This is a genomic window from Paenibacillus sp. 1781tsa1 (assembly GCF_024159265.1).
GTDB lineage: Bacteria > Bacillota > Bacilli > Paenibacillales > Paenibacillaceae > Paenibacillus.
The window spans coordinates 5,445,839-5,472,330 of sequence record NZ_JAMYWY010000001.1; the positions used below are offsets into that span (position 1 = coordinate 5,445,839).

Annotated in this window: 24 protein-coding genes; 3 read left to right on the top strand and 21 right to left on the bottom strand. The window is 45.7% G+C overall.

Going from position 1 to position 26,492, the window contains the following annotated elements; all coding sequences use genetic code 11:
• Nucleotides 1-545: 545 nt before the first annotated feature.
• The 6 genes from NKT06_RS24480 to NKT06_RS24505 all read right to left on the bottom strand — a co-directional run bounded on the left by NKT06_RS24480 (nt 546) and on the right by NKT06_RS24505 (nt 6,699).
• Complete coding sequence (locus tag NKT06_RS24480; protein WP_253440208.1) at nt 546-1,814, bottom strand: SEC-C metal-binding domain-containing protein; 1,269 nt, start codon at nt 1,812-1,814, stop codon at nt 546-548.
• 662 nt (nt 1,815-2,476) lie between these two features.
• Nucleotides 2,477-2,923 (bottom strand): hypothetical protein, encoded by a 447-nt coding sequence (locus tag NKT06_RS24485; protein WP_253440211.1) that lies wholly within the window; start codon nt 2,921-2,923, stop codon nt 2,477-2,479.
• Between the two features lie 106 nt (nt 2,924-3,029).
• Nucleotides 3,030-3,536 carry a type 1 glutamine amidotransferase domain-containing protein gene (locus NKT06_RS24490; protein ID WP_253440214.1) on the bottom strand — a complete coding sequence of 169 codons (507 nt, stop codon included), beginning with the start codon at nt 3,534-3,536 and terminating at the stop codon, nt 3,030-3,032.
• A gap of 267 nt (nt 3,537-3,803) precedes the next feature.
• Nucleotides 3,804-3,971, bottom strand: coding sequence for a hypothetical protein (locus NKT06_RS24495; protein ID WP_253440218.1), 168 nt, complete (start codon nt 3,969-3,971; stop codon nt 3,804-3,806).
• A gap of 76 nt (nt 3,972-4,047) precedes the next feature.
• Nucleotides 4,048-4,509 carry a D-aminoacyl-tRNA deacylase gene (dtd, locus tag NKT06_RS24500; RefSeq protein ID WP_253440221.1) on the bottom strand — a complete coding sequence of 154 codons (462 nt, stop codon included), beginning with the start codon at nt 4,507-4,509 and terminating at the stop codon, nt 4,048-4,050.
• 12 nt (nt 4,510-4,521) lie between these two features.
• Nucleotides 4,522-6,699: a RelA/SpoT family protein gene (locus NKT06_RS24505; protein WP_253440225.1), complete on the bottom strand. Its 2,178-nt coding sequence runs from the start codon at nt 6,697-6,699 to the stop codon at nt 4,522-4,524.
• Nucleotides 6,700-7,073: 374 nt separating this feature from the next.
• On the opposite strand from NKT06_RS24505, the gene uraA reads away from it, so the two are divergent.
• Nucleotides 7,074-8,390 (top strand): uracil permease, encoded by a 1,317-nt coding sequence (gene uraA, locus NKT06_RS24510; RefSeq protein ID WP_253440228.1) that lies wholly within the window; start codon nt 7,074-7,076, stop codon nt 8,388-8,390.
• Nucleotides 8,391-8,551: 161 nt separating this feature from the next.
• On the opposite strand, the gene NKT06_RS24515 is transcribed toward uraA, so the two are convergent.
• The 6 genes from NKT06_RS24515 to NKT06_RS24540 form a co-directional block, all read right to left on the bottom strand.
• Nucleotides 8,552-9,067, bottom strand: a complete 516-nt coding sequence (locus NKT06_RS24515) for an adenine phosphoribosyltransferase (RefSeq protein ID WP_253440231.1) — start codon at nt 9,065-9,067, stop codon at nt 8,552-8,554.
• Nucleotides 9,068-9,104: 37 nt separating this feature from the next.
• Nucleotides 9,105-11,513, bottom strand: coding sequence for a single-stranded-DNA-specific exonuclease RecJ (recJ, locus tag NKT06_RS24520; protein WP_253440234.1), 2,409 nt, complete (start codon nt 11,511-11,513; stop codon nt 9,105-9,107).
• A 40-nt stretch (nt 11,514-11,553) separates the two neighbouring features.
• Nucleotides 11,554-12,513, bottom strand: coding sequence for a cation diffusion facilitator family transporter (locus NKT06_RS24525; protein ID WP_253440237.1), 960 nt, complete (start codon nt 12,511-12,513; stop codon nt 11,554-11,556).
• 73 nt (nt 12,514-12,586) lie between these two features.
• Nucleotides 12,587-13,498, bottom strand: a complete 912-nt coding sequence (gene secF, locus NKT06_RS24530; protein ID WP_253440239.1) for a protein translocase subunit SecF — start codon at nt 13,496-13,498, stop codon at nt 12,587-12,589.
• Entirely contained in the window at nt 13,488-14,738 is a 1,251-nt protein-coding gene (secD, locus tag NKT06_RS24535; protein WP_253440241.1) for a protein translocase subunit SecD, read from the bottom strand. Before secD ends, secF begins: the two co-directional genes overlap by 11 nt.
• A gap of 91 nt (nt 14,739-14,829) precedes the next feature.
• The gene (locus tag NKT06_RS24540; protein ID WP_036617497.1) at nt 14,830-15,069 is read right to left on the bottom strand and encodes a post-transcriptional regulator; all 240 of its coding nucleotides are present in this window, start codon (nt 15,067-15,069) and stop codon (nt 14,830-14,832) included.
• A 230-nt stretch (nt 15,070-15,299) separates the two neighbouring features.
• Here NKT06_RS24540 and spoVB point away from each other — a divergent pair, with 230 nt between their 5' ends.
• Nucleotides 15,300-16,922 (top strand): stage V sporulation protein B, encoded by a 1,623-nt coding sequence (gene spoVB, locus NKT06_RS24545; protein WP_253440243.1) that lies wholly within the window; start codon nt 15,300-15,302, stop codon nt 16,920-16,922.
• A gap of 3 nt (nt 16,923-16,925) precedes the next feature.
• On the opposite strand, the gene NKT06_RS24550 is transcribed toward spoVB, so the two are convergent.
• Nucleotides 16,926-17,639, bottom strand: a complete 714-nt coding sequence (locus NKT06_RS24550; protein WP_301290442.1) for a YetF domain-containing protein — start codon at nt 17,637-17,639, stop codon at nt 16,926-16,928.
• 228 nt (nt 17,640-17,867) lie between these two features.
• On the opposite strand from NKT06_RS24550, the gene NKT06_RS24555 reads away from it, so the two are divergent.
• Nucleotides 17,868-18,260, top strand: a complete 393-nt coding sequence (locus NKT06_RS24555; protein WP_253440248.1) for a TIGR04086 family membrane protein — start codon at nt 17,868-17,870, stop codon at nt 18,258-18,260.
• Nucleotides 18,261-18,385: 125 nt separating this feature from the next.
• On the opposite strand, the gene yajC is transcribed toward NKT06_RS24555, so the two are convergent.
• From yajC to NKT06_RS31965, 8 genes are all read right to left on the bottom strand, one after another.
• On the bottom strand, nt 18,386-18,700 hold the full coding sequence (gene yajC / locus NKT06_RS24560; protein WP_145324035.1) for a preprotein translocase subunit YajC: 315 nt from the start codon (nt 18,698-18,700) through the stop codon (nt 18,386-18,388).
• A 67-nt stretch (nt 18,701-18,767) separates the two neighbouring features.
• On the bottom strand, nt 18,768-19,904 hold the full coding sequence (tgt, locus tag NKT06_RS24565) for a tRNA guanosine(34) transglycosylase Tgt (protein ID WP_253440252.1): 1,137 nt from the start codon (nt 19,902-19,904) through the stop codon (nt 18,768-18,770).
• A 38-nt stretch (nt 19,905-19,942) separates the two neighbouring features.
• The gene (gene queA, locus NKT06_RS24570; protein ID WP_253440255.1) at nt 19,943-20,971 is read right to left on the bottom strand and encodes a tRNA preQ1(34) S-adenosylmethionine ribosyltransferase-isomerase QueA; all 1,029 of its coding nucleotides are present in this window, start codon (nt 20,969-20,971) and stop codon (nt 19,943-19,945) included.
• A 7-nt stretch (nt 20,972-20,978) separates the two neighbouring features.
• Nucleotides 20,979-23,066, bottom strand: coding sequence for a SpoIID/LytB domain-containing protein (locus NKT06_RS24575; protein ID WP_253440258.1), 2,088 nt, complete (start codon nt 23,064-23,066; stop codon nt 20,979-20,981).
• 106 nt (nt 23,067-23,172) lie between these two features.
• Complete coding sequence (ruvB, locus tag NKT06_RS24580; protein ID WP_091020485.1) at nt 23,173-24,183, bottom strand: Holliday junction branch migration DNA helicase RuvB; 1,011 nt, start codon at nt 24,181-24,183, stop codon at nt 23,173-23,175.
• 54 nt (nt 24,184-24,237) lie between these two features.
• A complete protein-coding gene (gene ruvA, locus NKT06_RS24585) occupies nt 24,238-24,852 on the bottom strand; it encodes a Holliday junction branch migration protein RuvA (RefSeq protein ID WP_253440261.1) in 615 nt (204 codons plus the stop codon).
• Nucleotides 24,849-25,352: a crossover junction endodeoxyribonuclease RuvC gene (gene ruvC / locus NKT06_RS24590; protein WP_017686765.1), complete on the bottom strand. Its 504-nt coding sequence runs from the start codon at nt 25,350-25,352 to the stop codon at nt 24,849-24,851. The genes ruvA and ruvC overlap by 4 nt, the downstream gene beginning before the upstream one ends.
• Before the next feature lie 309 nt (nt 25,353-25,661).
• The gene (locus tag NKT06_RS31965; protein ID WP_253440264.1) at nt 25,662-26,354 is read right to left on the bottom strand and encodes a BofC C-terminal domain-containing protein; all 693 of its coding nucleotides are present in this window, start codon (nt 26,352-26,354) and stop codon (nt 25,662-25,664) included.
• Nucleotides 26,355-26,492: the final 138 nt, after the last annotated feature.

Genomic DNA, 26,492 nt, shown 5'->3' on the forward strand with positions numbered 1-26,492 from the left:
CGCTGTATATACAGCAAACAAAGGGACGAGAGATTGTGTAATATACATTCACCCGTGGTACCACCCACATTCCGGAAACCTGACACTTTAGCCGTTCAGGTAATCTCTGGTGATTCAGGATTGCCTAGTGCACCCTGATCAAGCAGATATTCCGCTCTACGTGTAACGCACGTCCTGCGCAGGCCGGCTACTGGTCAACAGATCATGTCTGCCATGTTCGCCGTCTGTTCTCGGGGAAGTCATTCGTCCGTTCATCAAGAGAATCCTTACAGCCTAGGGATTCCTCTCTGGTCATGTGGGCACGGAGTACTTGGTCCCGTCATCAAATCAGTAATATAGTTCAAAAATCGACTTGTATTGACTATAGTCAACGTATTATTTTCTGATTGTAATGAACCGCAGTGCTAAAGTCAAGGGTTAACATGAAAAGATAGCATTAAAAAAATTTTACTCACACGCCGCACGGGATGAGGAGTACCATTTAAATTATGGCTGAAAGAAGCTGGATTCATCAAATGGATTCCAACTCCAATCGCTACATGACTCTATTGTTTCAGCATCCACTTCAGCAGATCAGGCATGCTCGCCCACAGACGGGAATGCATAATGACATATTCGATCGCTTCGTTGGAATCGCCCATTCCGACAAAATCAGGGAGGTTATGCGGCAGGCGTTTCAAACCCAGCAGGTAATCCGGCACATGTTTGTTCATCCCCCGAGCCACTCGGTACAGCATTTTGAGCTGGGAAGTGATTCCATTCTTCTTATACTCCAGAATGATCTGGTCATAGGCAAAGGCAGTTGAGGCGCCACCTTTTCCATACTTCGTCATCAATTGTTCTGCCTGCTCCAATTGGTTGCTGTACAAATATACAGCAGCGAGCAGGTAACGTGCACCGGTATTGTCTTCCGTATTAAGTTCCAGCATATGCTCCAGGGTTTGTGCCGCTTCTTGGTTATCTCCACCAAACCAGCAAGATTCCGCGTAGCTTTTGCATATCCGGATATATGGCCGAGTCTCTTGAAGCCCCCAGAAGTCCCCTTTGTTCTTCTCAAAAAACAGTTCACCCAGTTCGCGTTCACCAGCAGCGATTCCGGCCTTGAGGTAAGCCCGTGCATCTGACTCATTGTCCGATTCCTCAGCCAGAATAAGATATGCATCCGAGCTGTCGGGATACACCTCCAGCACTGTTTTCGCCAGTTGTATTCTGCGTTTGGCAGAACTGGCTTCCCGCGCCTTATGTAGCAGAGCCTCCGCTTTGTCCTTCGGTGTGCCTGGACCGTTCAGCACCATTAGCTCGTCCGTTTCGCCGCCCATTCCGTATTCTTCAATGTAACTGAACATCTCATTGACCTTCCGGGAGATCGTACCTGTCGTCACCTCATATTTAGTGGCCATTTCAGCTTTTGAGACATTGAAGCCGTATTCCTCGGACAGCAAATACTCAATTGCAGCACAGAAGGAGCCTGTCTTCTTCACAGTGGGGCGAGTCTGGCGTGAATAACCATTCCATAACATCAGAGCTTCCAAAATGAGCTCTCCCTCGTATTGATTCCGCATGTTCTCAATTAGCTCCAGGGCCAGCTGTTCGTGAGCCGGATGTTCCCATTTCAGTTCTTCCGTTACCATCCTATTCAGTTTGGTCAGAGTCAGCTTACTCTCAGGCTGAACTGTAGCTTCTTGGACAGGCTGCTCCGTTGATATCAGGCGCAGTATAGATTCTGCGGGTGAGGACTCCTTATTCAGACAGCATTTCTTATATTTTTTCCCGCTTCCGCAAGGGCATAACTCATTTCTTCCAACCTTACTCAAAACTAATTCCCCCTTAAATCTGTCACTAGCCAGTTGTATGAGAACACAGTTGCATTAACATTTAGGTGCCATTTCTCGTACCAGGCATTCTATATAACTTGCAGTTTCCAGCGAGCAAGCAGAACGGCTACCCCGCCCTTGTATAAGGACGGGGGGCGTTTCTACGAGTATTAGAAGGATTTAAGACTAACCTGAAACTCCTTTTATACTGTTCATGTGGAATAAGACGGATCTCTCTGGCGATGTGTTCCTCATACACGCTATCGTTGGATTGCATTCGCCTGAGCCCAAACGTTAAATGCTTGATGTACCATCCAATGAAGCTTAACTATGAAACAACTGGCTTTAATATATTCGAATCCATTCCTCTATTCTAGCAAAATTTATATAAAGGGGTAAGCTTTACACAAAACATATACATTTTCACCCCAAAAAAATAGCCTGCACACGGTGTGCAGGCTCAAAAGATATATAAAAAAAGGGGGTCATGTGTGTTATTATAAGCCCACTATGTTAAAGGCTTATGTAACTAATATTACAGTAATATTACAAAAATGATAGCGCTTTATATTTTACTTTTTTTATATATTTATAATTAAAAGCCCTTGCACATTGCTCGACTCTGTAGTCAAGCAGTGCAAGGGCAAAGAGGTATCTACACGTTAATTCAAATCTTCCACATAGGCATGGTTGGAACGAAGCTTATGAACAATTTCGTCATAATCCTCATCCCTTACTTTGGCAGACAGAACATAGTGCAGATCATCATAATCGGCCGAAGACACGTCCGCCGCATGCATCAGGTCTCCATCCTCATTCACTCTGTCACGAGAATCACGATCTGCATCACGATCCACATTGGCTACCACGGGGATCACATTTTCACTTGCTGGAACGCCTGGGGCTGCGCCTACACCCATTGCTCCGTTAGTGCCTACACCACCCGCAGTATTATATGGCACCAGTGGTACCATAACACGCGTGTCTCTACCTATCGCACTATCGAGTTGACCTACTTCCAAATGCTCTGTACGGAACGTCTGAAGTGAAGTTCTTGCTCCCTCCGCCTCGTCTTCGGTTCGAAAATACGCCTGAATATGTTTTGTCATGTCAAACCCTCCTTTTTCGGAATGAAATGCAAACGTGAAGTTTATAAACGTCACGATGTAACGTAGTTAAAATACATCAATGTATGTCAGTTAAAACTGGGTGAAGTTAAATCACTTTTAGCAGTTCACGTACAAACGCTGGCTCATCATCAGGCGTGCGAGATGTAATATAGTTTCCATCCACAACAGCCTCATGATCCTTGAACTCTGCTCCTGCGTTTACCATGTCATCCTTAAGTGGTGGATAGGATGTAATGGTACGGCCTTTCAACAGACCGGCACTAGCCAAAATCTGTGGACCATGGCAAATCGCTGCGATTGGTTTCTTCGCACTGTTGATCTCGGTGACAAACTTCAAGATGTGCGCATCACTTCGCAAATTCTCAGGGGATGATCCACCAGGAATCACGACTGCATCATACTCTGAAGCGGATGCATCAGCGATTGCCTTATCTGTGGTATAGGAGGCCTTTCCTCCTTTACCTTTAAGGGTCTCACCGGCTTTTAATCCGATAATCTCCACTTCATGTCCAGCTTTTTTTACTTCGTCATACGGGACCTGCATCTCCGAATCTTCAAAGTCATTCGCCAATAAAAAAGCAACTTTACTCATAACGTATGTTCTCCTTTCCGTGTTCGAACTTTCTTTATGAATCGGGCCTTGCAGTACATTGGCACTTCATTGTGCCTCGTTTTGTTATTACCCTCACCAGAGCAATTTATAACAATTCGATGTAATTTCATTTTGTGACCAAGTTGTCAAACAAATACTTAGAAGGATCAACTCATGACAAAAAGCCCTGATTCCGTAAGGAATCAGGACTTTTTCAGAATCTGTATAATCCAAATTTCAGATGTTTCAATACACATGTGTAAACATTCAAGATCGCGGAAGATGACTCTGTTTCCCTTTGTCGGAATCCTCAAGTGCCCAGATCGTTGCAACACACTCAGCAGCCGCACGGGCAAGATGCAATGATTCATACAGGTTGCCAGGGAGTAACAAGGGTTCTGTACGGATACGTGTTTCTTTCGCAGATTGGCGCATAATTGGATGGATACTCCTTTGATCATGAAATAGTCATCAACGAATTATCCTTCATTATGGCCTGATCCCGAAGAAATTATGCACGTGGTTCCTGACGAACCGGACTTTCAAGCATCAAAGTCACAGGTCCCCAATTGGTAAATGTTACATCCATCATTGCTCCGAAACGACCGGTTTCAACTTGGATACCTTTATCCCGTAAAAGTTGATTAAACGTTTCATATAACAATTCTGCCGCTTCAGGCCGGGCCGCAGCCGCAAAGCTCGGACGCTTTCCTTTGCGACAATCCCCATACAGGGTGAACTGGGAAACAGACAATACAGCACCGCCTACATCAAGCAGGCTGAGATTCATCTTCTCCTGATCATCTTCAAATATCCGTAACCCGCTAATTTTGTCAGCCAGATACTGAGCATCCTTCTCGGTGTCCTCATGGGTAATGCCCACGAGCAGCATTAATCCGGATTCGATCTTACCGGTAAGCTCGTCTCCCACGGTCACCTGAGCCTCTTTACAGCGTTGTACAAGCACCCTCATCTTACAGGCTCCTTACTGCATAATCCGATGCACCGAATAGACATCTTTCACTCGTTTGATCCGATCTACAACGGATTGCAGATGATCCGTATTACGAATCAGAATTGTGACGTGCACCAATGCTAATTTATTTTTATCTGTCCGTCCGGTAACGGCAGAAATATTGGTTTTACTTTCCGATACAGCCTGAAGTACCTCGTTAAGCAAGCCATTCCGATCATGGCCCGTAATCTCAATATCCACACTGTAACTCGCTTCGATATTCTCTTCCCACTCGACCTCAATCACACGTGCTGCTTCTTCTCCGTCTGCACTTGTCGGAATATTCGGACAGTCACTACGGTGCACGGAAACGCCGCGTCCGCGTGTAACGTATCCGATAATGTCATCCCCAGGCACAGGATTACAGCATCGTGCAAATCGAACAAGCAGATTATCGATGCCCTTGACACGAATGCCGTTGGTTGGTCGATTTCTCCGTTCAGGTGCAGGTTTCAGCTCGCGCATCTCGGAATTTAATTCCAGCAAACTGGACTCTTCCTGCTCTTTGCGCAGTTTTTCAGTTGCTTTGGTTACGATCTGTGCAGCAGTGATCCCACCGAAGCCAACAGCTGCAAGCATGTCGTCAATATCGTTAAACGCATATTTTTTGGCAGCTTCCATCAACTTGTCATCCGTCATCCACGCAGAAGGATCAAGCCCCATGCGTTTCAGTTCACGCTCACAGCTCTCCCGACCTTTTTCAACGTTTTCTTCACGGCGTTCCTTCTTGAACCATTGTTTGATCTTCGCTCGTGCATGAGAAGATTTTGCAATTTTCAGCCAGTCCTGGCTCGGTCCGTAAGAATGTTTGGACGTCAAAATTTCGATGATATCGCCTGTCTTCAGATGATAATCGAGCGGAACAATTCGACCATTCACTTTGGCACCAATGGTCCGATTACCAACCTCTGTATGGATTCGATAAGCAAAATCTAAAGGAACAGAGCCAATTGGCAATTCGATGACTTCTCCTTTTGGTGTAAATACAAATACCAGATCTGAGAAGAAATCCATTTTGAGTGACTCTACAAATTCTGATGCATCCTGTGCTTCGTTTTGAAGTTCAAGAATTTCACGGAAGAATGTAATCTTATCTTCAAAATGATTTCCGTTCGCAGCGCCTTCTTTGTAGGCCCAGTGGGCAGCAATACCAAATTCAGCAGTCCGGTGCATATCCCATGTCCGGATCTGTACTTCCGTTGGTTCGCCATTGGGACCAACTACCGTTGTATGCAGCGATTGATACATATTAGCCTTCGGCATCGCAATGTAGTCTTTAAAGCGTCCAGGCATCGGTTTCCATAGTGTGTGTATAATTCCCAAGGTAGCATAACAATCCTTGATATTATCCACAATAATACGAATAGCAAGCAGATCGTAAATTTCATTAAACTGCTTGTTCTTGGTGGTCATTTTCTTGAACACGCTGTAGATATGTTTCGGGCGGCCCGAAAGGTCTGCCTGAATACCCATCTCATCGAGCTTGTTCGTAATTCCATCCATAACCGTATCAATATATTGCTCACGTTCCGCACGCTTTTTGTGCATCAGGTTCGCAATGCGGTAATATTGCTGCGGATTCAAATAACGGAGGGCGATGTCCTCCATTTCCCATTTGATCGCAGAGATACCCAAGCGGTTGGCAATCGGACAGAAAATCTCCAGCGTCTCATATGAAATCCGGCGCTGGCTTTCTTCCGACTGAAACTTGAGTGTCCGCATATTATGCAGACGGTCAGCCAATTTAATCACGATGACACGGATGTCCTGCGCCATGGCGATGAACATTTTGCGGTAGTTCTCGTTCTGCTGTTCTTCCTTGGAGCGGAACTGAATACGTTCCAGCTTCGTCAAGCCGTCAACAAGCATGGCACACGTATTGCCGAAATGATTGCGGATCTCTTCAAGTGAGACCGTAGTATCCTCTACTACATCATGAAGAAGCGCTGCTATTATGGAGATGGTGTCCATCTGCATGTTCACAACAATGTCGGCAACCGCAAGCGGATGCAGAATATACGGTTCTCCCGATTTTCGCGTCTGTCCATGGTGGGCCTGATCAGCAAATTCGTAAGCTTCTCGTATGCGCACCAGATCGGGTTCTTTGATATATGCCCCGGCCTTCTCGAGTAATTGCTCTATGCCCATTCTGATCTGTTCCGTGTCCTTTCTATACCAAATGGAACCCGTGACATTGCTGCAACACAGGTTCCCCGTAAAAGTAATTTCCTATAATTATGACGCTTCGCCCGTTTCCCGTCAACTGCTGACGAATAAGAGCGCTTATCCAATTTTTATATTGGTGATCTGTATTACTGTTAACCCGTTTCCCTATGCTTCACAGGGGATTGAATGTATTTCTTTATTTCTTATGTATTATTGCCGTTATTTGCTGAAATAGAAGGAAAATTCATGAAAATATAAATTCCATCGCTCTGCTACGTCAAAAATGTTATTGCTTAATTAAGAGAAACTCTGTAATCTATTGAAAGTTTGTGTTTCGGAAAAGGAGATGAAATTCATTGCAACGCGAAATTCAGGTTAATCAAAAGATGCCACTTGGCTCAGGTTCACTGCTTAGCCTTCAGCATTTGTTCGCCATGTTTGGCAGTACGGTGCTTGTACCAAACCTGTTCGGTGTCGATCCAAGTATGATCCTGCTGATGAACGGAATTGGAACATTGTTATACATACTGATGTGTAAAGGAAAGATCCCAGCATATCTGGGTTCCAGTTTTGCCTTTATTGCTCCTGTTACTTCAGTATTGAAAACACATCCAGATAACGGCTACTCCATGGCACTCGGAGCTTTTATCATTACAGGACTTGTGTTCTGCCTCGTGGCTCTTATTATCAAATATGCTGGAACAGGATGGATCAACGTAGTATTCCCACCAGCGGTTATGGGTGCCATCGTTGCTCTGATCGGTCTGGAGCTTGTACCCGTGGCTGCCGGAATGGCAGGTCTGATTAATCCCGATGTCCTTAAATATCCCAACTGGGCACCTCAAGCCAAGCCAATTATTTTGTCCATGGTCACATTGGGTATCACTGTCATTGGGGCCGTAACGTTCCGTGGATTCCCCAAAATCATTCATATTCTAATCGGTATTGTAGTCGGTTATATTCTTGGCTACTCAATGGGTCTGGTTGATAAACAAGCAATTGGAAACGCAGATTTCATCTCACTGCCAACCGTAACAACACCTACATTCGACTGGTCCGTTATTTTCACCATTTTACCTGTAGCACTCGTGGTTATTGTAGAACATATTGGACATTTGCTTGTAACGAGCAGCATTGTGGGTAAAGATCTTTCGAAAGACCCTGGTCTTCATCGTTCCCTGCTTGGTAACGGGGTCTCCACCATTCTTTCCGGGTTTGTAGGATCTACTCCCAATACAACCTACGGTGAGAATATCGGTGTTATGGCACTGACTCGCGTATACTCCACATATGTCATTGGAGGCGCAGCGGTTATTGCAATCGTACTCTCCTTCTCAGGAACATTCTCGGCGCTTGTAGCCAACATTCCTGTGCCTGTTATGGGTGGGGTATCACTACTTCTGTTCGGGGTTATTGCAGCATCCGGTCTGCGTATTCTGGTTGAACAGAAAGTCGATTTTGCCAAACCAACCAATTTACTGCTTACTACACTTGTACTGGTCATCGGACTAAGTGGTACAGAAGTTACTTTCTATGGGGTTCATCTAAAAGGGATGGCACTGGCAACCATTGTCGGAATCCTGATGAGCTTGTTGTTCAAACTGTTTGAAGTACTAGGCTGGTTGAATGATGATTCGCAGAAACAGCCTATCACTGAAAAAACGCCTGATTAATTTCACCGTATCATATATAAATCAAAAAATCCTGTTCTATCCAACCGTTGAGGTTGGATAGAACAGGATTTTTTATAATCATTAATGCTGTATATTATTTCCCGGGAAAAGGGAAAAGCAATTCAGGTTTTAATCACAACACTCCAAGTGGAGATTTAAACTTAGTAGTTCATCAATGTGAATACATCGATTTTTTCAGGCAATTTAGAGCGACCATTCAGATCAGACAGCTCGATCAGGAAGGCAGCACCGACAACGTTCCCACCCAATTGTTCAATCAAGTTGATGGAAGTTGCAATCGTTCCACCCGTTGCGAGCAGATCATCTGCGATCAGGACATTTTGACCTTTCTCAATCGCATCTGTGTGCATCGCAAGTGTATCCTTGCCATATTCGAGATCATAACCGACTTCAATCGTCTCTCCAGGCAGTTTTCCACTTTTGCGAATCGGAGCAAAACCGACACCAAGAGCGTACGCCAGAGGGGCGCCCACAACGAATCCACGTGCTTCAGGTCCAGCAATGACATCAATTTTGAGATCAGAAACCATCACTTTCAATTCATTGATCGCATTGCGGTACATTTCTCCATCTTTCAACAATGTCGTAATGTCCTTAAAGCTGATTCCCGGTTGTGGAAAGTCAGGAATGACACGAATATAATCTTTAAAATCCAAAATAATCTCCTCCTAAAATAAATACACAAACTTCCATCTAAGATACGCCCTTCATCCGGGATATCATCCATTGTGTCAGTTGCGGTGTGGCTGCATCCAGCATCACCTGTTCTATCTCGGCCATATTTTCGAGCGCCTGATAGTGACGTGAAGCGGTTAGTTCACGCTTAGGCGGGTTATCCACAAACGCAATTTTGCCGTTATCACGGGTAATGAAGGATAATTCTTCGAATACATCCAACATCATCGTAATCATGCGCGGCGAACAACCACACTGACGACTGAGCACAGGAGTAATCTCTTGTTCCTCCACGGGTTCAGCTTTCCATTTCAACACCTGCATATAAATACGCTTAAAGAGATCTCTGGAAGGCATCTGAAGGCGATCTCGGCGGTTGCCTGATCCGTGCAGAAGGATGATATTCTCAGCTCCACTGAACAAAGCCAGCATGGCATCAAGTTGTTCCGGGGTTTCCGGCGTATCAAACACAAATAACGTCCGGACTTGTTCCAGTCCATAATGCTGTGCAGCAGCATTACACGGAAATAACCCGACCTTTCTATCATATACCCAAAGGCAAGGTTCATACAATGAATTTCCCTCGGATACGTCTGTTTCTTTCCGAACAATAGCGCCAACAGAACCTGATTTGTATCGCAGATGCACCTCAAGTGAGCTCAAGAAATGCTTCATGGCATTCAATGGCTCGGCATTACCGCGCATATCAAACACTTGAACCTGTGGAACATGAATGTCCTGAAGCATCAGTTGAGGTTTTCTCATCCCATTCCATTCATTAACGGACAGTTCTCCCATCACATCAATAACGGAACCTGGGAGAAGGAACTCTGCTAACGCTCCCTTGCCAAAAGCGACAGTTTCCAGTTGCTGACCATCCTGTTCCAGAACCAGTTTCAGATGGCGTTTCTCTCGTCCCATTGTTCTGGTTTCCTTCACAGTCACGCTTCTCAAGACAAACCGTGGCGAAGGATTGCTCATCCCGAAAGGCTGCAATCTGTCGATCTCCTGGATCACTTTCAGCGGAACATCACTGATTCTGCATTCATTATCTGCAAGACGCTGAGGTACAAAGTCCTCATCAGTCAACACAGATGCAGCAAACTCATTCAAGCCATCCTCAAGTTCTTTCAGCTGATCCCGATGCAAGGTCATACCCGCTGCAGCCGGATGTCCCCCGTAATGGTCCATGGTGTGTTTATTGACTGTGAGCGCCTCATAGATATCCAAACCCTCAATGGACCGCGCAGAGCCCTTGCAGACACCGCTCTCTGGATCGATCCCAAGAATAAGTGTAGGTCGGTAATAACGCTCCAGCAATTTGGAAGCCACAATACCAACCACTCCAACATTCCAGCCCTCACCAGCCAATACGATTACATCTGGAACGGCTCCTGAACGTAGCTGTATCTTTTGTTCCAGCTGTGCAGTTGCTTCTTGTAATATGCCCTCTACGACTTGCTGCCGCTCCCTGTTCAATAGATCAAGTTGACCCGCAAGCGTATGAGCCTCATCCAGATTCTCGGTGGTGAGAAGTGATACCGCTCTCCCGGCATGATCCAAACGTCCACTGGCATTAATACGAGGTGCCATCGCAAAGGCAATATTAATTGAAGTCACCTGGCTCTGATCCACTCCACTGATTTCCAGCAATGCACTCACACCGGGAAGACGTGAACCACGCATCGATTCTATTCCATAACTGACGATAACCCGGTTCTCCCCTTCCAAAGGCATCAGATCGGCTACGGTACCGATGGCGGCAATCTCCATCCATTCACCGGGTACTTCTCCGATTAGTGCCTGGGCGAGTTTCAGGGCTACTCCCGCTCCGGCCAAACCTTTAAAAGGATACGGACATCCTGGAAGTTTTGGATTAATAAGAGTAAAGGCTTCTGGCAAAATTTCAGGCGGCTCGTGGTGGTCTGTCACAATGACTTCGATGCCCAGTGTTGCCGCATAGGCAATCTGTTCAACAGCACTGATTCCGGTATCCACGGTAATAATCAATGAAACGCCTTGTTGATGGGCCCAATCCAACGCATGGTTGTGCAACCCATACCCTTCATTCGAGCGATGAGGGATATAGATATCGTACGAGGCCCCAAGATGACGCATCAAATGGATCATGAGCGATGTACTGGACACGCCATCGGCATCATAATCCCCGTAAATCAAAATATGTTCTTCCCGCTCCAAAGCCAGCTTGATGCGAGGCACAGCTTCATTCATGCCGAGTAGCAGATAGGGATCGTGCATCTGATTCAGATCAGGATGCAAAAAACGTTCGGCCTCCTTCTCATTGTGCACTCCTCGACTCACAAGCAAACGTCCCACTAGTGGGGAAACGGAAAGCGCCTGCGAGAGTCCCGCAGCCGCCTCCAAATCGATATTTGGTGTATTCCACCGATATTGCGAATAAAGCAATGATAACGCTCCTTTCCTGATCTACTGGACCCGCGCTTCACTACTGAATTAATGTCGCTTCGTGATCGGGCAGTTCATGATTGGATTTATAGGGATAGCCTGGATCATAAGGTACCGCTTGAATCTGTACCTCTTTCACATGACTGAAACGGGTTAGTAGTAGTGTCTTGGCCCGATTTGCAATTTCCTGTGCTTCTAGTATGGAGATTCTTGGATTCACGCTTATGACCAACTCAATCGTAACGTCATGCTCCTGTTCACGAGCAACCAAATGCTCAATGGTAATGATACCGTATACTCGCTGTACAGTCTCTTTGAAATCTGACGCGTCCTCCTGCTCCAGTTCCTGAACAAGTGAACCATATACTGTGTCCACAATCATTCGGTAACCCTTGTGAAGCACAAAACAGGAAGCAATCAACGCAGCAGTAGGGTCCAGGTAGAGCAGCATGCTCAGACCCGTCTCCTCACCAGCCATCGATCCTATAATGCCAATTAACACGGCGAGAGAGCAATAGAGCGCACGACGATGTTGCTGTGCATAGGCTAGCGCCTGAGACTGGTTTCGTTTACGAAAATATCTGTACTGAAATTGAAAAATCGCTTCTTTCACAGCCAGAGCTGCAACAGCCACCAAAAGTACCGACTTGCCTGGTGCTTCCGGTTCACTTCCGGAGAGACTACCCAATGCGGAGATGGCAAGCTGTAATCCACCCATGAGGATCAGCACAGATAACAACACTGAGATTCCGGGTCTAGCGACACGTGAATGTTCTTTAAACCGTTCCCTACGAGCCTTGCTCTTATCACGTACAGACTTGGAGGGAAAGAGACCTGCCAGGGCAGAACCAGCTTCAGAAGCAGAATACAAGCCGTCAGCGAGCAATGATTTGCTATTTGCCATATAACCGACTCCCGCTTTGATTACCGCAAGTCCCATATTACCAGCAATACCACTCCATGTGGCAGCCTGAGCAGATGGGATATGTTCTCTGGTCATGAATATTCCCCCTTATTTCTGTACATAAAGTTGCAAAACCGCGCCTGGCAGACGCGGCTTCACAATAAGATGTTTAGTTAGATTCTTTGGCTACTGTTGTTTTTGGCTTGTTAACTTGTTTACCTTTGAGCGTGAGCCATAATGGTGCCGCAATAAAGATTGAAGAGTAAGCGCCGAACAGTGTTCCGATCACCATTGCAAGTGAGAACATGCGGATGGATTCTCCGCCAAAAATAAACAAACAAAGTGAAGCAACAAAAACCGTAAATGTTGTATTTAGTGAACGAGTCATTGTTTGTGACAAACTGTGATTAACTACTTCACGCAAGTCTGCTTTAGAAGACTTTTTAGCAAATCGCAAATTCTCACGAATACGGTCAAAGATAACGATGGTATCGTTAATTGAGAATCCGACAATGGTCAATACTGCGGTAATAAAGGTCAGATCTACTTCCAAGCGGAAGATCGAAAATACGCTTATGACGACAAATGCATCATGGAACAATGAAACCACTGCTGCCACAGCAAAGCGCCACTCGAATCGGATTGCAACATAGATCATGATCCCGATACTTGCAATAAGTACCGCGTAGATCGCATTGCGCTCCAATTCTTTGGCCATCTCCGGATCAACCGTATTTACTTCATAGGAAGCCGATGCATCCAGTTTGGTAAATTCCTGTTTAAATTTGCTCTCTTGGGTCTCATCCAATTCATTGGAGAAACGAACATTTACACGGTCAGCCCCCGGTGTAATGGTAACATCACCCTCATCAACACCGATGTCCTTAACAATAGGTTTAATCTGCTCCGCTGTAATCGCCTTGGATACCGTGATATCCACATTCGATCCAGCACGGAAATCAACTGCGTAGTTCAAACCCAAAGCCAGAATGCTGATGATGCCCGTAATCGTCAGAATAATCGAGAAGATATAGGCAATCTTACTGCCTTTAACATAATCATAATTCCAATTAAAGCGCACGAATTTCACTCTCCTTTACTCCGAAGTACTTAGGCTTCTTCAACACGTTACCCCGTACAAGCAGGGTTAACAGGAAGCGGGAGAAGAAAATATTCGTGATAATACTGGTGACAATATCAAAAATCAGCACGAGTGCAAAACCTTTAACCGCACCTGTTCCCAAGAAGAACATAACAGCCGCAGCAATAATGGTTGTGATGTTGGAGTCAATGATTGTTCGGAAGGAATGCTTACCACCCGCTTTAACCGAAGACAAGATCGACTTACCACTACGCATCTCTTCTTTAATCCGTTCGTACGTGATGATATTGGCATCCACCGCCATCCCTATACCCAGGATAAACGCCGCAATACCTGGAAGGGTGAGCACGAATTCTCCTAAATAGAAGATTGCAAGTACCAGCCACGTATGTGTAATCAAGGCAAAACTCGCGATAATACCAGGAATGCGATAAAGCCCGATCATGAACACTAGAATAATAACGGAACCAATCAATCCCGCTTTAATCGTCTGATCCAGAGAAAGCTTACCGAGTGTTGCACCAACACTTTGTGAATACTTCTCTGTAAGTTTCAGTGGCAATGCACCCAGGTTAATGGTGTCTCGAAGCTGGTTTGCTTCATCACGAGTGTAGGCACCCGAAATCTGAGCGGAACCATCTGTCAACTGTTGTCTAACGGTTGGAGCAGAGAGCAACTCATCGTCCAAATAAATAGCGAGAGGTTGTCCGATCAAACGTTTGGTAATCTCGGAAAATTTGGCTTTGTCTTTCACTTGAATGTCAATCATCGGCTCATTCAATTGAGTGAATACAACTTTGGCTGCATTCTCAACAAATTCATTTCCGCGAAGTTCGATTTTGGTGTATTCGCCTTCCTTGTCGTTCTCAGCTTTACTACGGAAGGTCAGAACAGCCGGTTCTTTCATTTTAGCTCTAACTTCAGCCTCATCCGTAACCCCTGCCAACTTCAATCGAATCCGGTTGCTTCCTTCAGTGGTTACCTCCGGTTCGCTTGTTCCGAGCGCATTGGCGCGGCTTTCAAGACTTTTGGCCGTTTGCACCAAAGATGCTTTGGTGACTTGTTGTCCTGCTTCGAGCGGCTCTGCTTCATATAAGATCTCGTAGCCTCCCTTTAAATCAAGGCCCAAGCGTATATTTTTGAGCAGCTCCGGGCTTGTTCCCACCATTACCCCTGTGGTGACAAGCACGACCATAATGAAACTGATAATTCTTTTCATGCCGTTCCTAGATCCCCTTTCGTTCTCAATATTCCTATTATAGCGATGCCGTAAAAAGCAGTCAATTTTCAACAAAAAAGATCCCTTTCGTCTAGAAAGAGGACCCCCGGTATGCAGACACGGTCATAAAGTTCATAAAGCTTGTTGCTTTCAGTGACAAAATGTCGTTCACCAGCTGGTGAAGCGGTGGAATGCCCTGTTTTTCATATTTATGACTGACGCAATTCCAGACATCTTTGCTGGTGACATATTCGTAACCGACAAGCCTTAATTCCTCCGCCTTGCTTCGGCAGAGCATCTCTATTGACTGTTCCAACTCCACATCATTCATTTCTTCTTCCAACGGGGAGCCTCCCTTCGTACATCCAAGCCTTTATGCGGCATCAATATTACATCATTCGACTTCGCCTGATCATATTCCTTCTTGCTGGTTATGGTTCTTTTTGTTAATCGTGTCCAAGTTGTCATGAGAAGATGAAGGACTGGCATAGGATGAAGAACAACGGCTTTGTCCCGTTTATGATGATAACCTGTACTTTCAACCGGGAAAGAGGGGTAGTCTTGAAGAAACAGACATTTATTCAGGGGGCCATGATCCTGCTCGCGGCAGGCATAATTAACCGAATACTTGGTTTCATCCCGCGCATTGCGCTGCCACGAGTCATCGGTGCAGAAGGTGTTGGCATCTACCAATTGAGCTATCCCTTTTTTATCGTACTGGTGACATTAATTACGGGTGGTATTCCGCTGGCCGTAGCCAAGCTCGTAGCCGAAGCTGACACTGGCGCCAATCGTTATTCCCCCCAGCGAATCCTGCAAGTAAGCTTAAGCTTTACGTTGACCCTGGGTGTGGTATTCATGTTTTTGTGTATCCTATTTGCACCTTGGGTTACCAAGTACGTGCTCACGGATGAGCGGGTGTATCATACGTTCGTTAGTATGAGCCCCATGATTGCCATTATCGCCGTATCAGCCGTCTACAGAGGGTACTTCCAAGGAAAGCAAAACATGATGCCTACTGCCATTTCATCCATTGTTGAAACCATCATTCGTATCGTTTGTGTCATCTGGTTTGCCTGGCTTCTCCTCCCCCACGGTATTGCCCAGGCTGCTGCTGGTGCCATGCTGGGAGCGCTCGTTGGAGAATTTGGCGGTATGCTTGTACTCTTGTGGAAGTATAACAGGCAGAAGAAAGAGTTACCGCTCGTTATGCAACAGAACATGTCCAATCTCACAACCAAACCTTTAAACCCAATACCTTCGGTTCTGAAAGAAACGAGTACTCCACAGCCCGGATTAATCCGGCGTTTGCTTGCAATCTCGGTTCCTGTTACAGCAGGCCGATTGGTCGGCTCTCTATCCTATCTGGCCGAAACTATCGTCACTGCCCAAAGTCTGGCTCTGGCAGGCATATCCAAAGGACTCGCTACAGCACAATATGGTGCACTACAGGGTATGATTATTCCTTTGCTTCTGCTGCCGGGGGCACTGACTTCATCGCTTGCGACATCACTTGTGCCTTCACTGTCAGAAGCTTCTGCTCAGGGAGATCGCGCACTGATTCACAAAAGAATGCATCAGGCATTACGTTTGGCACTCGTGACAGGTGCTCCGTTTTCTGTGTTTATGTATGTGCTTGCCGAACCGATGTGTCTTGTTCTGTATAATGATGCATCGATCGGAAGCATGCTGAAGCTAATGGCTCCTTTTGCTTTGTTCATTTATATTCAGGCTCCTCTTCAAGCTGCGTTGCAAGCCCTTGACCGTCCAGGTAAAGCACTGCTAAATACATTCATCGGTGCTGTTATCAAAATCACATTGATTTTAACGCTCGCTTCCCGGCCCGAATATGGCATCTTCGGTGCAGTCATCGCCATCTGTGTGAATTCAACTGTAGTTACCTTGTTACATGCCCAAAGCGTACGTAGTCTGCTACAGTTCCGCTTCAAACTTATGGATTGGGTCAAGACGGGTGCAGGAATGTTTATTATGGGAGCAGCGACCCTACTCGTGTACGAAGAGACTGCCATGATATTGCCTTTCTGGCTCCGGATGCTTCTCGCTCCTTTTGTCGGGCTTATTGTGTATTTCATCGTCATGGGCTGGACCAAAATGATTGACTTCCATGATCTGTCCCGTGCTCCTTTGATAGGTTCATGGTTCAAGCGTCGGTCAGGCAAATGAATTTCATTTTTTATCATCTTTTGGACTTACATAAATCTTACCATTATGGTCGATGGAGCATATAAATACATCTTTGAAATCCAGGATACCATTCTGCTGAATTTGATTTTTTAGCCAAAATCTCGTTTTCTGGATGATCTCCAGATTCTGATCCTGGACCTTTCCGTCCATAATTAAGGGTAGTGGCAGACCTTCATATTTGATATTTGGAAATCCGTCAATCTGATTTTTTCCGGTTTTGGATTTAATGGAAGAAGAATCTTCTGAGTCAGAACCGGAAGAATTGCTGTCGTTAGAAGTATTCTCATCCTTGGGAAAAACGGTCAGCTTGCCTGTGGTCTCCAAAATAGCGAAATCAACCTCACCGATACTGTCTACATTCTGTTCACGGAGTTGTTGCAATAGATCATCCAGATTATATCGTTGCTTCCGCATCTCATCCCGGTGAAGAACGCCTTTGGAGATCAAAACAGTAGGTTTGCCATCAATTATCAGACGAAGACGCCGACTTTTAAGACCTATAAAAGCCATTCCGATCTGTACAATGATCAAGGTAAGCATAGGGGCAATCCCATAAGAGAGCGGTTTATCAATATCTTCAATGACAAAAGCAGCCATTTCAGCAAGCATAATGGACACGACAAGATCAAACATGGATAGCTTACCAATCTCACGTTTACCCATAACCCTCATTGCACAGTACACCAGAAAGTACATGAGAATGGTTCGAAAGATATGTGATCCGACATCTGGGAAGTTCACAACAGGGGTCCTCCTTCGAAACTGAGTTTTTAACAGTTAGCTGGGTAGTGCAATCCATATTTTGACCTGAACCTTACATGCTCATGCAGAAATAATCCGTTCATTTAATGGAAAACAGTTCATAAGTCCGAAGGCTTGACCATACACTGTATTAACTTCAAACTTGTACAAGGGGGTTGCTTCATGCAATTGATCCGCCGCTTGGTTTCGTTTCGAGTGTCCAATCCGATTCTGTCAGGCCTCTGTCAGGCTTTTGTATGGATGTTTATCGGGGCATTAATTCTCTCCTTGTTTCTCTGGGTGAGCGGAATGCGGGAACAGGACCTCTCGTTGTATACCTATATTGTTCATGGCTTGTCATTATTGGTTGGTGGTTTTGTGGCAGGCAAACGTTCTGGTGAAAAAGGATGGTACTACGGAGGGATTACCGGAATCGTATATGGACTCCTTGTGCTGTTGATCGGATTTCTCGCGTTGGATGCTTCGTTTAATTGGAAAGATAGTTTACAACTGCTTAGCGCTTTCTTCATTTCAGCTCTCGGTGGCATGTTCGGTGTTAATACGCATCGTTCCTAGCTGACTGGTAAAGAACATCGACCTTCCCTCATAAAACAAAAAAGAGAACCGGGTCTCCAGGGAGATCCGGTTCTCTGCTAGAGAATACGCCACAAACGCACCCTCGTTATTCTATGTTACAGTAACTACTCAACAGCCGTATCACGAGCTACAGCCGTGCTGATTGCATTACGGTCAAATGTAAGCTTAGTTACATCGTTTACACGCAATACAACCACATCATCCGTAATCTCAGCGATCGTACCGTGAAGGCCACCAATCGTTACAATTTTATCGCCCTTTTTCAATTGGCTCAGCATCGAATTCCGTTGCTTTTGCTTTTTGTTCTGTGGACGAATCATCAAGAAGTAGAAAATTGCAACCATGAGTACCAACGGTACGATCAAAGATACAATGCCTCCGCCCGCTTGTGCTCCTGCTAGAGTCATTCCCTGAAACATTCAAACTCCCCCTTATCGACTATACGTACAGATATTGCTTGTTACGCCGGTTTCCTCAAATACTCAATCAGAAACCTTTGTCATTGTCATGAAGACCATATTGATCGAAAAATTCATCCCGGAAATCAAGCAAACGATCTTCCATAATGGCTTTACGTACGTTACGCATCAAATTCTGCAAGAAATGAAGATTATGGATCGTTGTCAAACGCAGGCCAAATGTTTCATCTGCTTTGATCAAATGACGCAGATAAGCTCTGGAATAGTTACGACAAGTGTAGCAATCACACTCTGGGTCAAGTGGCCCAAAATCAGTTGCAAACTTGGCATTGCGAACTACCAGACGTCCTTGGCTGGTCATCGTTGTTCCGTTACGGGCAATCCGAGTAGGCAGAACACAATCGAACATGTCCACTCCACGAATGGATCCCTCAATCAACGCATCGGGCGAACCTACCCCCATCAAATAACGTGGTTTATTGGTTGGCAACAAAGGTAACGTATAATCCAATACCCCATACATCAAATGTTTCGGTTCTCCAACACTCAGTCCACCAATAGCATACCCCGGGAAATCCATGGAAGTCAAATCTGCGGCGCTCTGACGGCGAAGATCTTCATGCATGCCTCCCTGTACGATGGCAAACAGACCTTGGTCATGCGGACGAGCGTGACTTTCCAGACAACGTTCTGCCCAGCGGCTCGTTCTTTCGAGTGATTTTTTGACATATTCATATTCGGCCGGATACGGTGGACATTCATCAAACGCCATCATAATATCGGAACCAAGTGCATTCTGGATTTCCATGGCCACTTCAGGAGAAAGGAACTTCTTGTCTCCATTCAGGTGGGAGCGGAAGTTAACGCCTTCTTCCGTAATTTTGCGCATCTCGCTGAGCGAGAATACTTGGAATCCGCCGCTGTCCGTCAGAATTGGACGATCCCAGTTCATGAACTTGTGCAATCCGCCAGCTTCACGAATAATTTCATGTCCTGGTCTCAGAAACAGGTGATAGGTATTACTCAAAATAATCTGAGCATCCATGGCTTTCAACTCTTCAGGGCTCATTGTTTTAACGGTCGCCTGTGTACCTACAGGCATAAAGGTCGGTGTCTCAATAACACCATGAGGTGTATGCACACGTCCCAGACGTGCGCCGGATTGTTTGCAAGTTTTGATATGTTCATACGTAATTGCTGCCATTAGTTTTAATCATCCTCTAAAAGTTAATCGTTATTATACTAATATATCAACATGGCATCGCCGAAGCTGAAGAAACGGTATTGCTCTTGGATGGCTTCCTCATATGCCTGCATAATATGTTCTCTGCCTGCAAGTGCACTAACCAACATCACCAACGTGGATTTCGGAAGATGAAAATTCGTAAGCATCCCATCGATCACCTTGAAGGAGTAGCCTGGATAGATAAAAATACTTGTCCATCCGCTGCTTGCTTGCAGTATTCCATCTTCAAACTTGCTGCCCACTGTTTCCAGAGTCCGGCAACTGGTTGTCCCAACCGCAAAAACACGGTGTCCATTCTTTTTGGTCTGGTTAATCAGATCTGCCGTTTCTTGGGATAAGGAGTAATACTCTTCATGCATGACATGATCTTCTACGTTGTCCACCGACATTGGTCTGAACGTCCCCAGTCCTACATGAAGCGTAATGAAAGCGACATTAACGCCCTTGGCACGAATCTGATCCAACAATTCATCCGTAAAATGTAGTCCCGCTGTGGGTGCAGCCGCCGATCCTTCATGCTTGGCATACACGGTCTGATACCGTTCGCGGTCATCCAATGTCTCCTTAATATAAGGTGGCAACGGCATTTCACCCAGACGGTCCAGAATCTCCTGGAAGATTCCATCATACGTAAACGTAAGTGTACGTGCCCCCATCTCGCCTTCTTCTTCGATGATTGCCTTCAGTTCATCGCCAAATACGATAACCGAACCGGCTTTCAGTTTTTTACCCGGCTTAACCAGTGCTTCCCACTTGTCACCTTCCACATTTTTAAGCAATAACACTTCCGCTTTTGCTCCGGTATCTTCCTTTGTACCGAACAGACGGGCTGGAAGAACACGTGTATCATTCAGAATCAATGTATCGCCAGACTCCAGAAAATCGATAATATCAGGAAACGTTTGATGTTTAATCTCACCACTATCTTTGTTCAAGGTAAGCAAACGGGATGCCGTGCGATCAAGCAACGGCGTCTGTGCTATCAATTGCTCTGGTAATTCAAAATCATATAAGTTCACATTCATTTTAGTTTCATTCCTTAACAATAGTCGCATTTTGATAATAGTGTTTCAATATTGCCTGGTAATCATACCCTTCATCTGCCATGCCTTTGGCACCCCATTGAGACAAACCCAACCCGTGGCCATTGCCCTGGCCGATGAACATGAAGTTTTGACCCTGCGTTACCGCTCTCGCTTGACCATCACCACTCATCACCACAAGCGCATTACCGGATGATGAGCCTGTACCCGAGGCAGACATTACAGCAGCACCATTAGAACCGGTTTTACTGGCTGTTTTGCCGTCAGCGCCTAATACAGTATAACTTCCGGTCCCTGCAATATCAAATAAAGTGCTCGGTAATCCACCAAGCGCAGAACGGTAGGTATCAGCATATTTCACCGTCATGGCCTGTCCGTTGGCAGTGACTTCAAGTGCTCTTCCGGAAGGTCCACGCTTGGTTACTTCCAAGGTTGAGATTGAAGCAGGAACAGACGCTGTCGTTTTACCCTGAAGGGATTTAACCAATTGTGCAGACGTGAATGGTCCTCTCACCCAAGCATAGTCGTTGGATTGAGCCACTTTTGCCAGCACAACAGCTTCATTGCCTGGATTCATTTTGGCGACAGGTTCCACGGTGGACTGAATTAACGGAACAGGACGTACATTAGTGTTTTGAGCCGTTACCGTCACTTTTGCCAGACCCGCATTGGTCTTGGTTGTTAATTCTTTGATGTTATCCTCACGAATGTACCCGCTAACGCCTGAACTGAGCAGCACATGGTACCACGTATGTAATCCTGCCTGGGCTGATGCATCCCCTGAACTGACTACATTGGTGAACACACCTGCTCCGCCGTTCCATACTTCAGAAGGGTGAGCCGTCTGGCCGCCCGCATTGGAGGAGAACACAGCTTCGATGATTTTACCACCGCTCTTGACCACTTCTCCAGCAGTTGCATCCACTGCGCTGGTTACTTTTTCATTCTCCGAACCAATCCCGTTGTAGGCTTGGCTGAGTGTCGTATCCACGACATTGGCAATTTTGAAACGCTCACCCTGTTGAAGCGCGTAAGAACGAGCAGCTACAGCTTGAACTTTCAGGGCCTCAGCAGGCCAGGAGGAATACACCTCTGCCCCTACGACAGAGTACAGATATTGCTCCAGTGGAACGACATTGACCAACGCCAAATCACCGCTCACGATGCTGATTTCCATATCTCCACGATACGTTCGCTGGGAACGTTCCACTACTTTGATGCCATTGCTATTCCCTTGTACCAATGCTTTGGAATCAGTACCTGCAATAGTGTAATGCGGAGCTGTTTTGAGTGCATCCGTACTTACTCCCGCATCCTGACGGATAATGAGCCCTGCACTGTTGTTAACAGGTGAAAGGTTTACCCCTGGAGCTTTGGCCTCCACACTTTTCTTCAATGTGGATAATTCCGCTTCTGTTGCAGCTTCACCTACCCATACCGCATATGCTTGGCTTCCTCCACTTAGTTGAAGGACTGGATAAGCACTACTAACTCCTGTTGATAAAAGGTTCGCTTGTGCTGCCTCTGCTTCCTGAATCGAACCATATGTTCCAGCAGACAGGCGCTTACTTCCGGTCACAGTTGGCTTTTGACCAGCCAATTGAGCTGCTGCTACCTTTTGTACCCGTGTAACAGCTTGTCCAGCCAGTGCCTCTGTTGCGTAGTTGCCTGTGTAGAGCTGGTAGATGGCATTTCCATTCACAGACATTGTAAACAGCAACGGCTTATCCGCGGTTGCCTGCAACAATTTTGCTGCTGCAGATGCTGCCTTGAAATCCGCTGTTTCCAACACTTTCACTCTGAATCCATCTGCACTGAAACGGACCTGTCCAGCCGGAAGACTTACATTTGCACCACTTTCTGATTGGATACTCCATTGTCCCGTCGATTCAAGTGTAATGAGGGGTGTAGTTGATTTATACGTACTGCCCAGATTTGCAAACATGGCTACCCGGATTGTCTGTCCATCATTACCTGCTGCATACGCAGGCACTTGAAGACAACCCACTGTCAAAAGAGCTGCCGCCAGTACCTTCAATCGACGACTCCACTTCTTCGTTCGTATTGCTTTTCCCACATTCAGACTCCTCTCCATGCATTTCCTTCACTTTATATCGGGTTAACACGTAATTATTTCAATGTTTATGGTTAATGTTCAAATCGTGAATGTTCAATAGGCTCGATTATTTCCCGTCTCTTGGTGGAACAGGCAGACCCAAATGATGATAGGCGAGATCTGTTACGATCCTGCCCCTTGGTGTACGCTGAATCATACCAATCTGAAGCAGATACGGTTCATAAACATCCTCGATCGTCTGACTTTCTTCACCGATCGTAGCAGCAATGGTATCCAACCCTACCGGGCCTCCCCGGAAGCTGTTGATCATCGATTTAAGCATCTTATGATCAATCTCATCCAGGCCACGCGGATCTATCTGAAGACGTTGCAGGGCTTCTTCCGCCAGTGTCTGTGTTATAATTCCATCCCCGCGCACTTGTGCAAAGTCACGTACACGTTTTAGTAAACGGTTCGCGATCCTCGGTGTCCCACGTGAGCGCAATGCAATCTCTTGCGCAGCATCTCCCACAATCTCCACACCCAAAATTTCGGTAGAGCGTGAGACGATATAAGCCAGCTCATCAACCGTATAGAATTCCAAGCGACTGATAACACCAAAGCGGTCTCGAAGTGGAGCAGACAGCAAGCCAGCACGCGTTGTAGCCCCAATCAGAGTGAATGGCGGCAGATCCAGGCGAACAGAACGTGCACTCGGACCTTTACCAATCATAATATCCAATGCCGAATCTTCCATAGCAGGGTACATGACCTCTTCAACGGTACGATGCAAACGATGGATCTCGTCAATAAACAGGACATCACCTTCCTGCAGATTGGTTAACAATGCTGCAAGATCGCCCGGGCGTTCAATGGCCGGGCCTGACGTAGTTCGTAAATTAACGCCTAATTCGTTGGCAATAATATTGGCAAGTGTTGTTTTACCAAGTCCAGGTGGTCCATATAACAAAACGTGATCCAATGCCTCATTACGAAATTTGGCAGCTTCAATATATATCTTTAAATTTTCCTTCACCTGATTCTGTCCGATATATTCATTCAGATACCGGGGACGAAGACTCAACTCAACATTTTGGTCCTCCATCATCAGGTTCGCGGAAATAATCCGATCATCCATGTTCATCCCTACCTTTTTTGCAGGCTACAGCTATATTATAATATGCAAATTGTATTATCCCGTAAACAGCATTTGCAGCGCCTTTTTCATCAACACATCTACAGAATCCGCTGTAGTAACATCCTTTTTCAATTTAATCCATACTTTATCAAGTTCACTGTCAGTATACCCAAGTGCCTTGAGACCTTCGCGTGCCTCATCCCAAGCTGAACCACTTCCCGACTCTTCCGAGGGAGGAGCGAACAAACCTGTTGCATACGCTGCCGCGCCAAAACTATCCAGCTTATCCTTGAGATCCAGAATCATGCGTTGTGCAGTCTTCTTGCCGATACCCGGTAATTTGGTCAAGAACGTCAAATTCTCTTGGTAAATCGCCGTAACCACATGTTCTGGCGTGCCTCCAGCGAGTATGCCCAGAGCCACTTTTGGACCGATACCAGATACTTCAATCAGTTTACGGAACAAACGCTGTTCATCCCGTGTAACAAATCCAAACAGCAACATCGCATCCTCACGCACATGATGATGGGTGTACACTGTAATTTCGCCTTCTTGCTTAGCGAACGCATATGGATTCGGACAGAATACGCGATACCCCACACCATGAACATCCAGCACAATATAATCATTCTCTACATGAATGAACTGTCCTCTTAGAAAATCAATCATTTTCGCAATACCTCATTCAACTTGGAATTTAATGTATAAGAGTGTGCATGGCACACGGCTACAGCCAACGCATCCGCTACGTCATCCGGTTTAGGAACGACTTGAAGACGCAAGAACATTTTGACCATCTCCTGTACTTGTTTCTTCTCCGCCTTACCGTACCCAACGACGGCCTGCTTGATCTGCATTGGTGTATACTCTGCAATAGGCAAACCCTTCTGTGCCGCAGCGAGTACCATGACTCCTCTAGCCTGACTGACAGACATCGCTGTTGTAACGTTCCGATTGAAAAAAAGTTTCTCCAACGCTACTGCGTCCGGTTTGTATTTATCAATCAATTGCACCATACCTTCATATACGTGAAGCAACCTTTCTTCTTCAGGGGTATGAGCTTCCGTCTGAATACATCCATATTGTACGGGTACCACCTTACTGCCGATTTTATCCACAAAACCAAAACCAACAATCGCAATCCCCGGGTCAATTCCCAAAAAGCGCAAAACCATCTCTCCCTCACAAAAGCGAACATATGTATCGTTCATTTCATTATAACAAAAGATAGACCCTGCGGCAGGAAAAACTTTGTCTAACCCATTATCCGTCTTTATTCGTGATTTTTTTCATAATTATTCGTATTTTTGTGTATTTCGGTACAAACGACAAAAAGGACATCTCTTCGATGTCCTTCACCACATTCCACGTATTTTGGATACTATCGCTTAGTTTCGCAAAACACCAATGACATTGGTCTTGCCCACCATCTTTTTAGGTACTTCAGCATCTTAACGTTGTAAGTTAGGACAAGCGGATTATCCGCCATTGCGGATTAAATGATGATCTTCATCCACGGCATAGTTACTAAACGTAGAGATTACACTATCATACTCATCTTTGTCCTGAATCCGAATACCCTGCTGCAATTGCTCCAGCACCCCTTCCGGCAAAGAACTCTCCAACGTCCCAACATCCAACTGAAAAAACGTTCGAATAACCTTCTCTTCTGCAGGCTTACCCTCGTACAAATTAAGGTTCCCTACAGCATCTATGCTGATATACGCCTGCTGTTTACAAAGCGGTGAAAGGTCATCTACACGTTGCTTCAAATGCAACTCATCTGATGTTCCAACGGTAGCATCCCATTCCGGATGTTGCGCCAGCAGCATCTTCAACTGCGGTCTAGCCATCTTACCTAACTGCTCTGTCTCCACTCCGCAGATATACTGTGTTTCCAAAACCACACTCGTTAAATGATCCGGATCAGAATCAAGTTGCTCTACTAACGCCTGAATCTCCTGTTCAGATCTTGTTTCCTGCGTAACAGGTCCCATCACACTAGTTGCCTCACTGAAATTAGTTGTCAGCAAACGCTCAATCGCCGATGAGATAGACAATCCACTGTAAGCCAATATTGTAACTGCAAGCAAAGCCGCCGTCATCCATACTGTTCGTTTCCATCGTCGCCAGCGTCTCTTGAATTGTTTCCTGAAGTTAAACGTGTTCACATGAACCCCTTCTATCACTTTTTAAACCTATTGTGACCTAAAGAACGAGGCTTTATGCACAACTAACTTGTCGTCTGAAGAGGGAACCCACATGTGTTCGGTTAGAGAGCTTGTCATCGTAATACTGAAAATTGCATT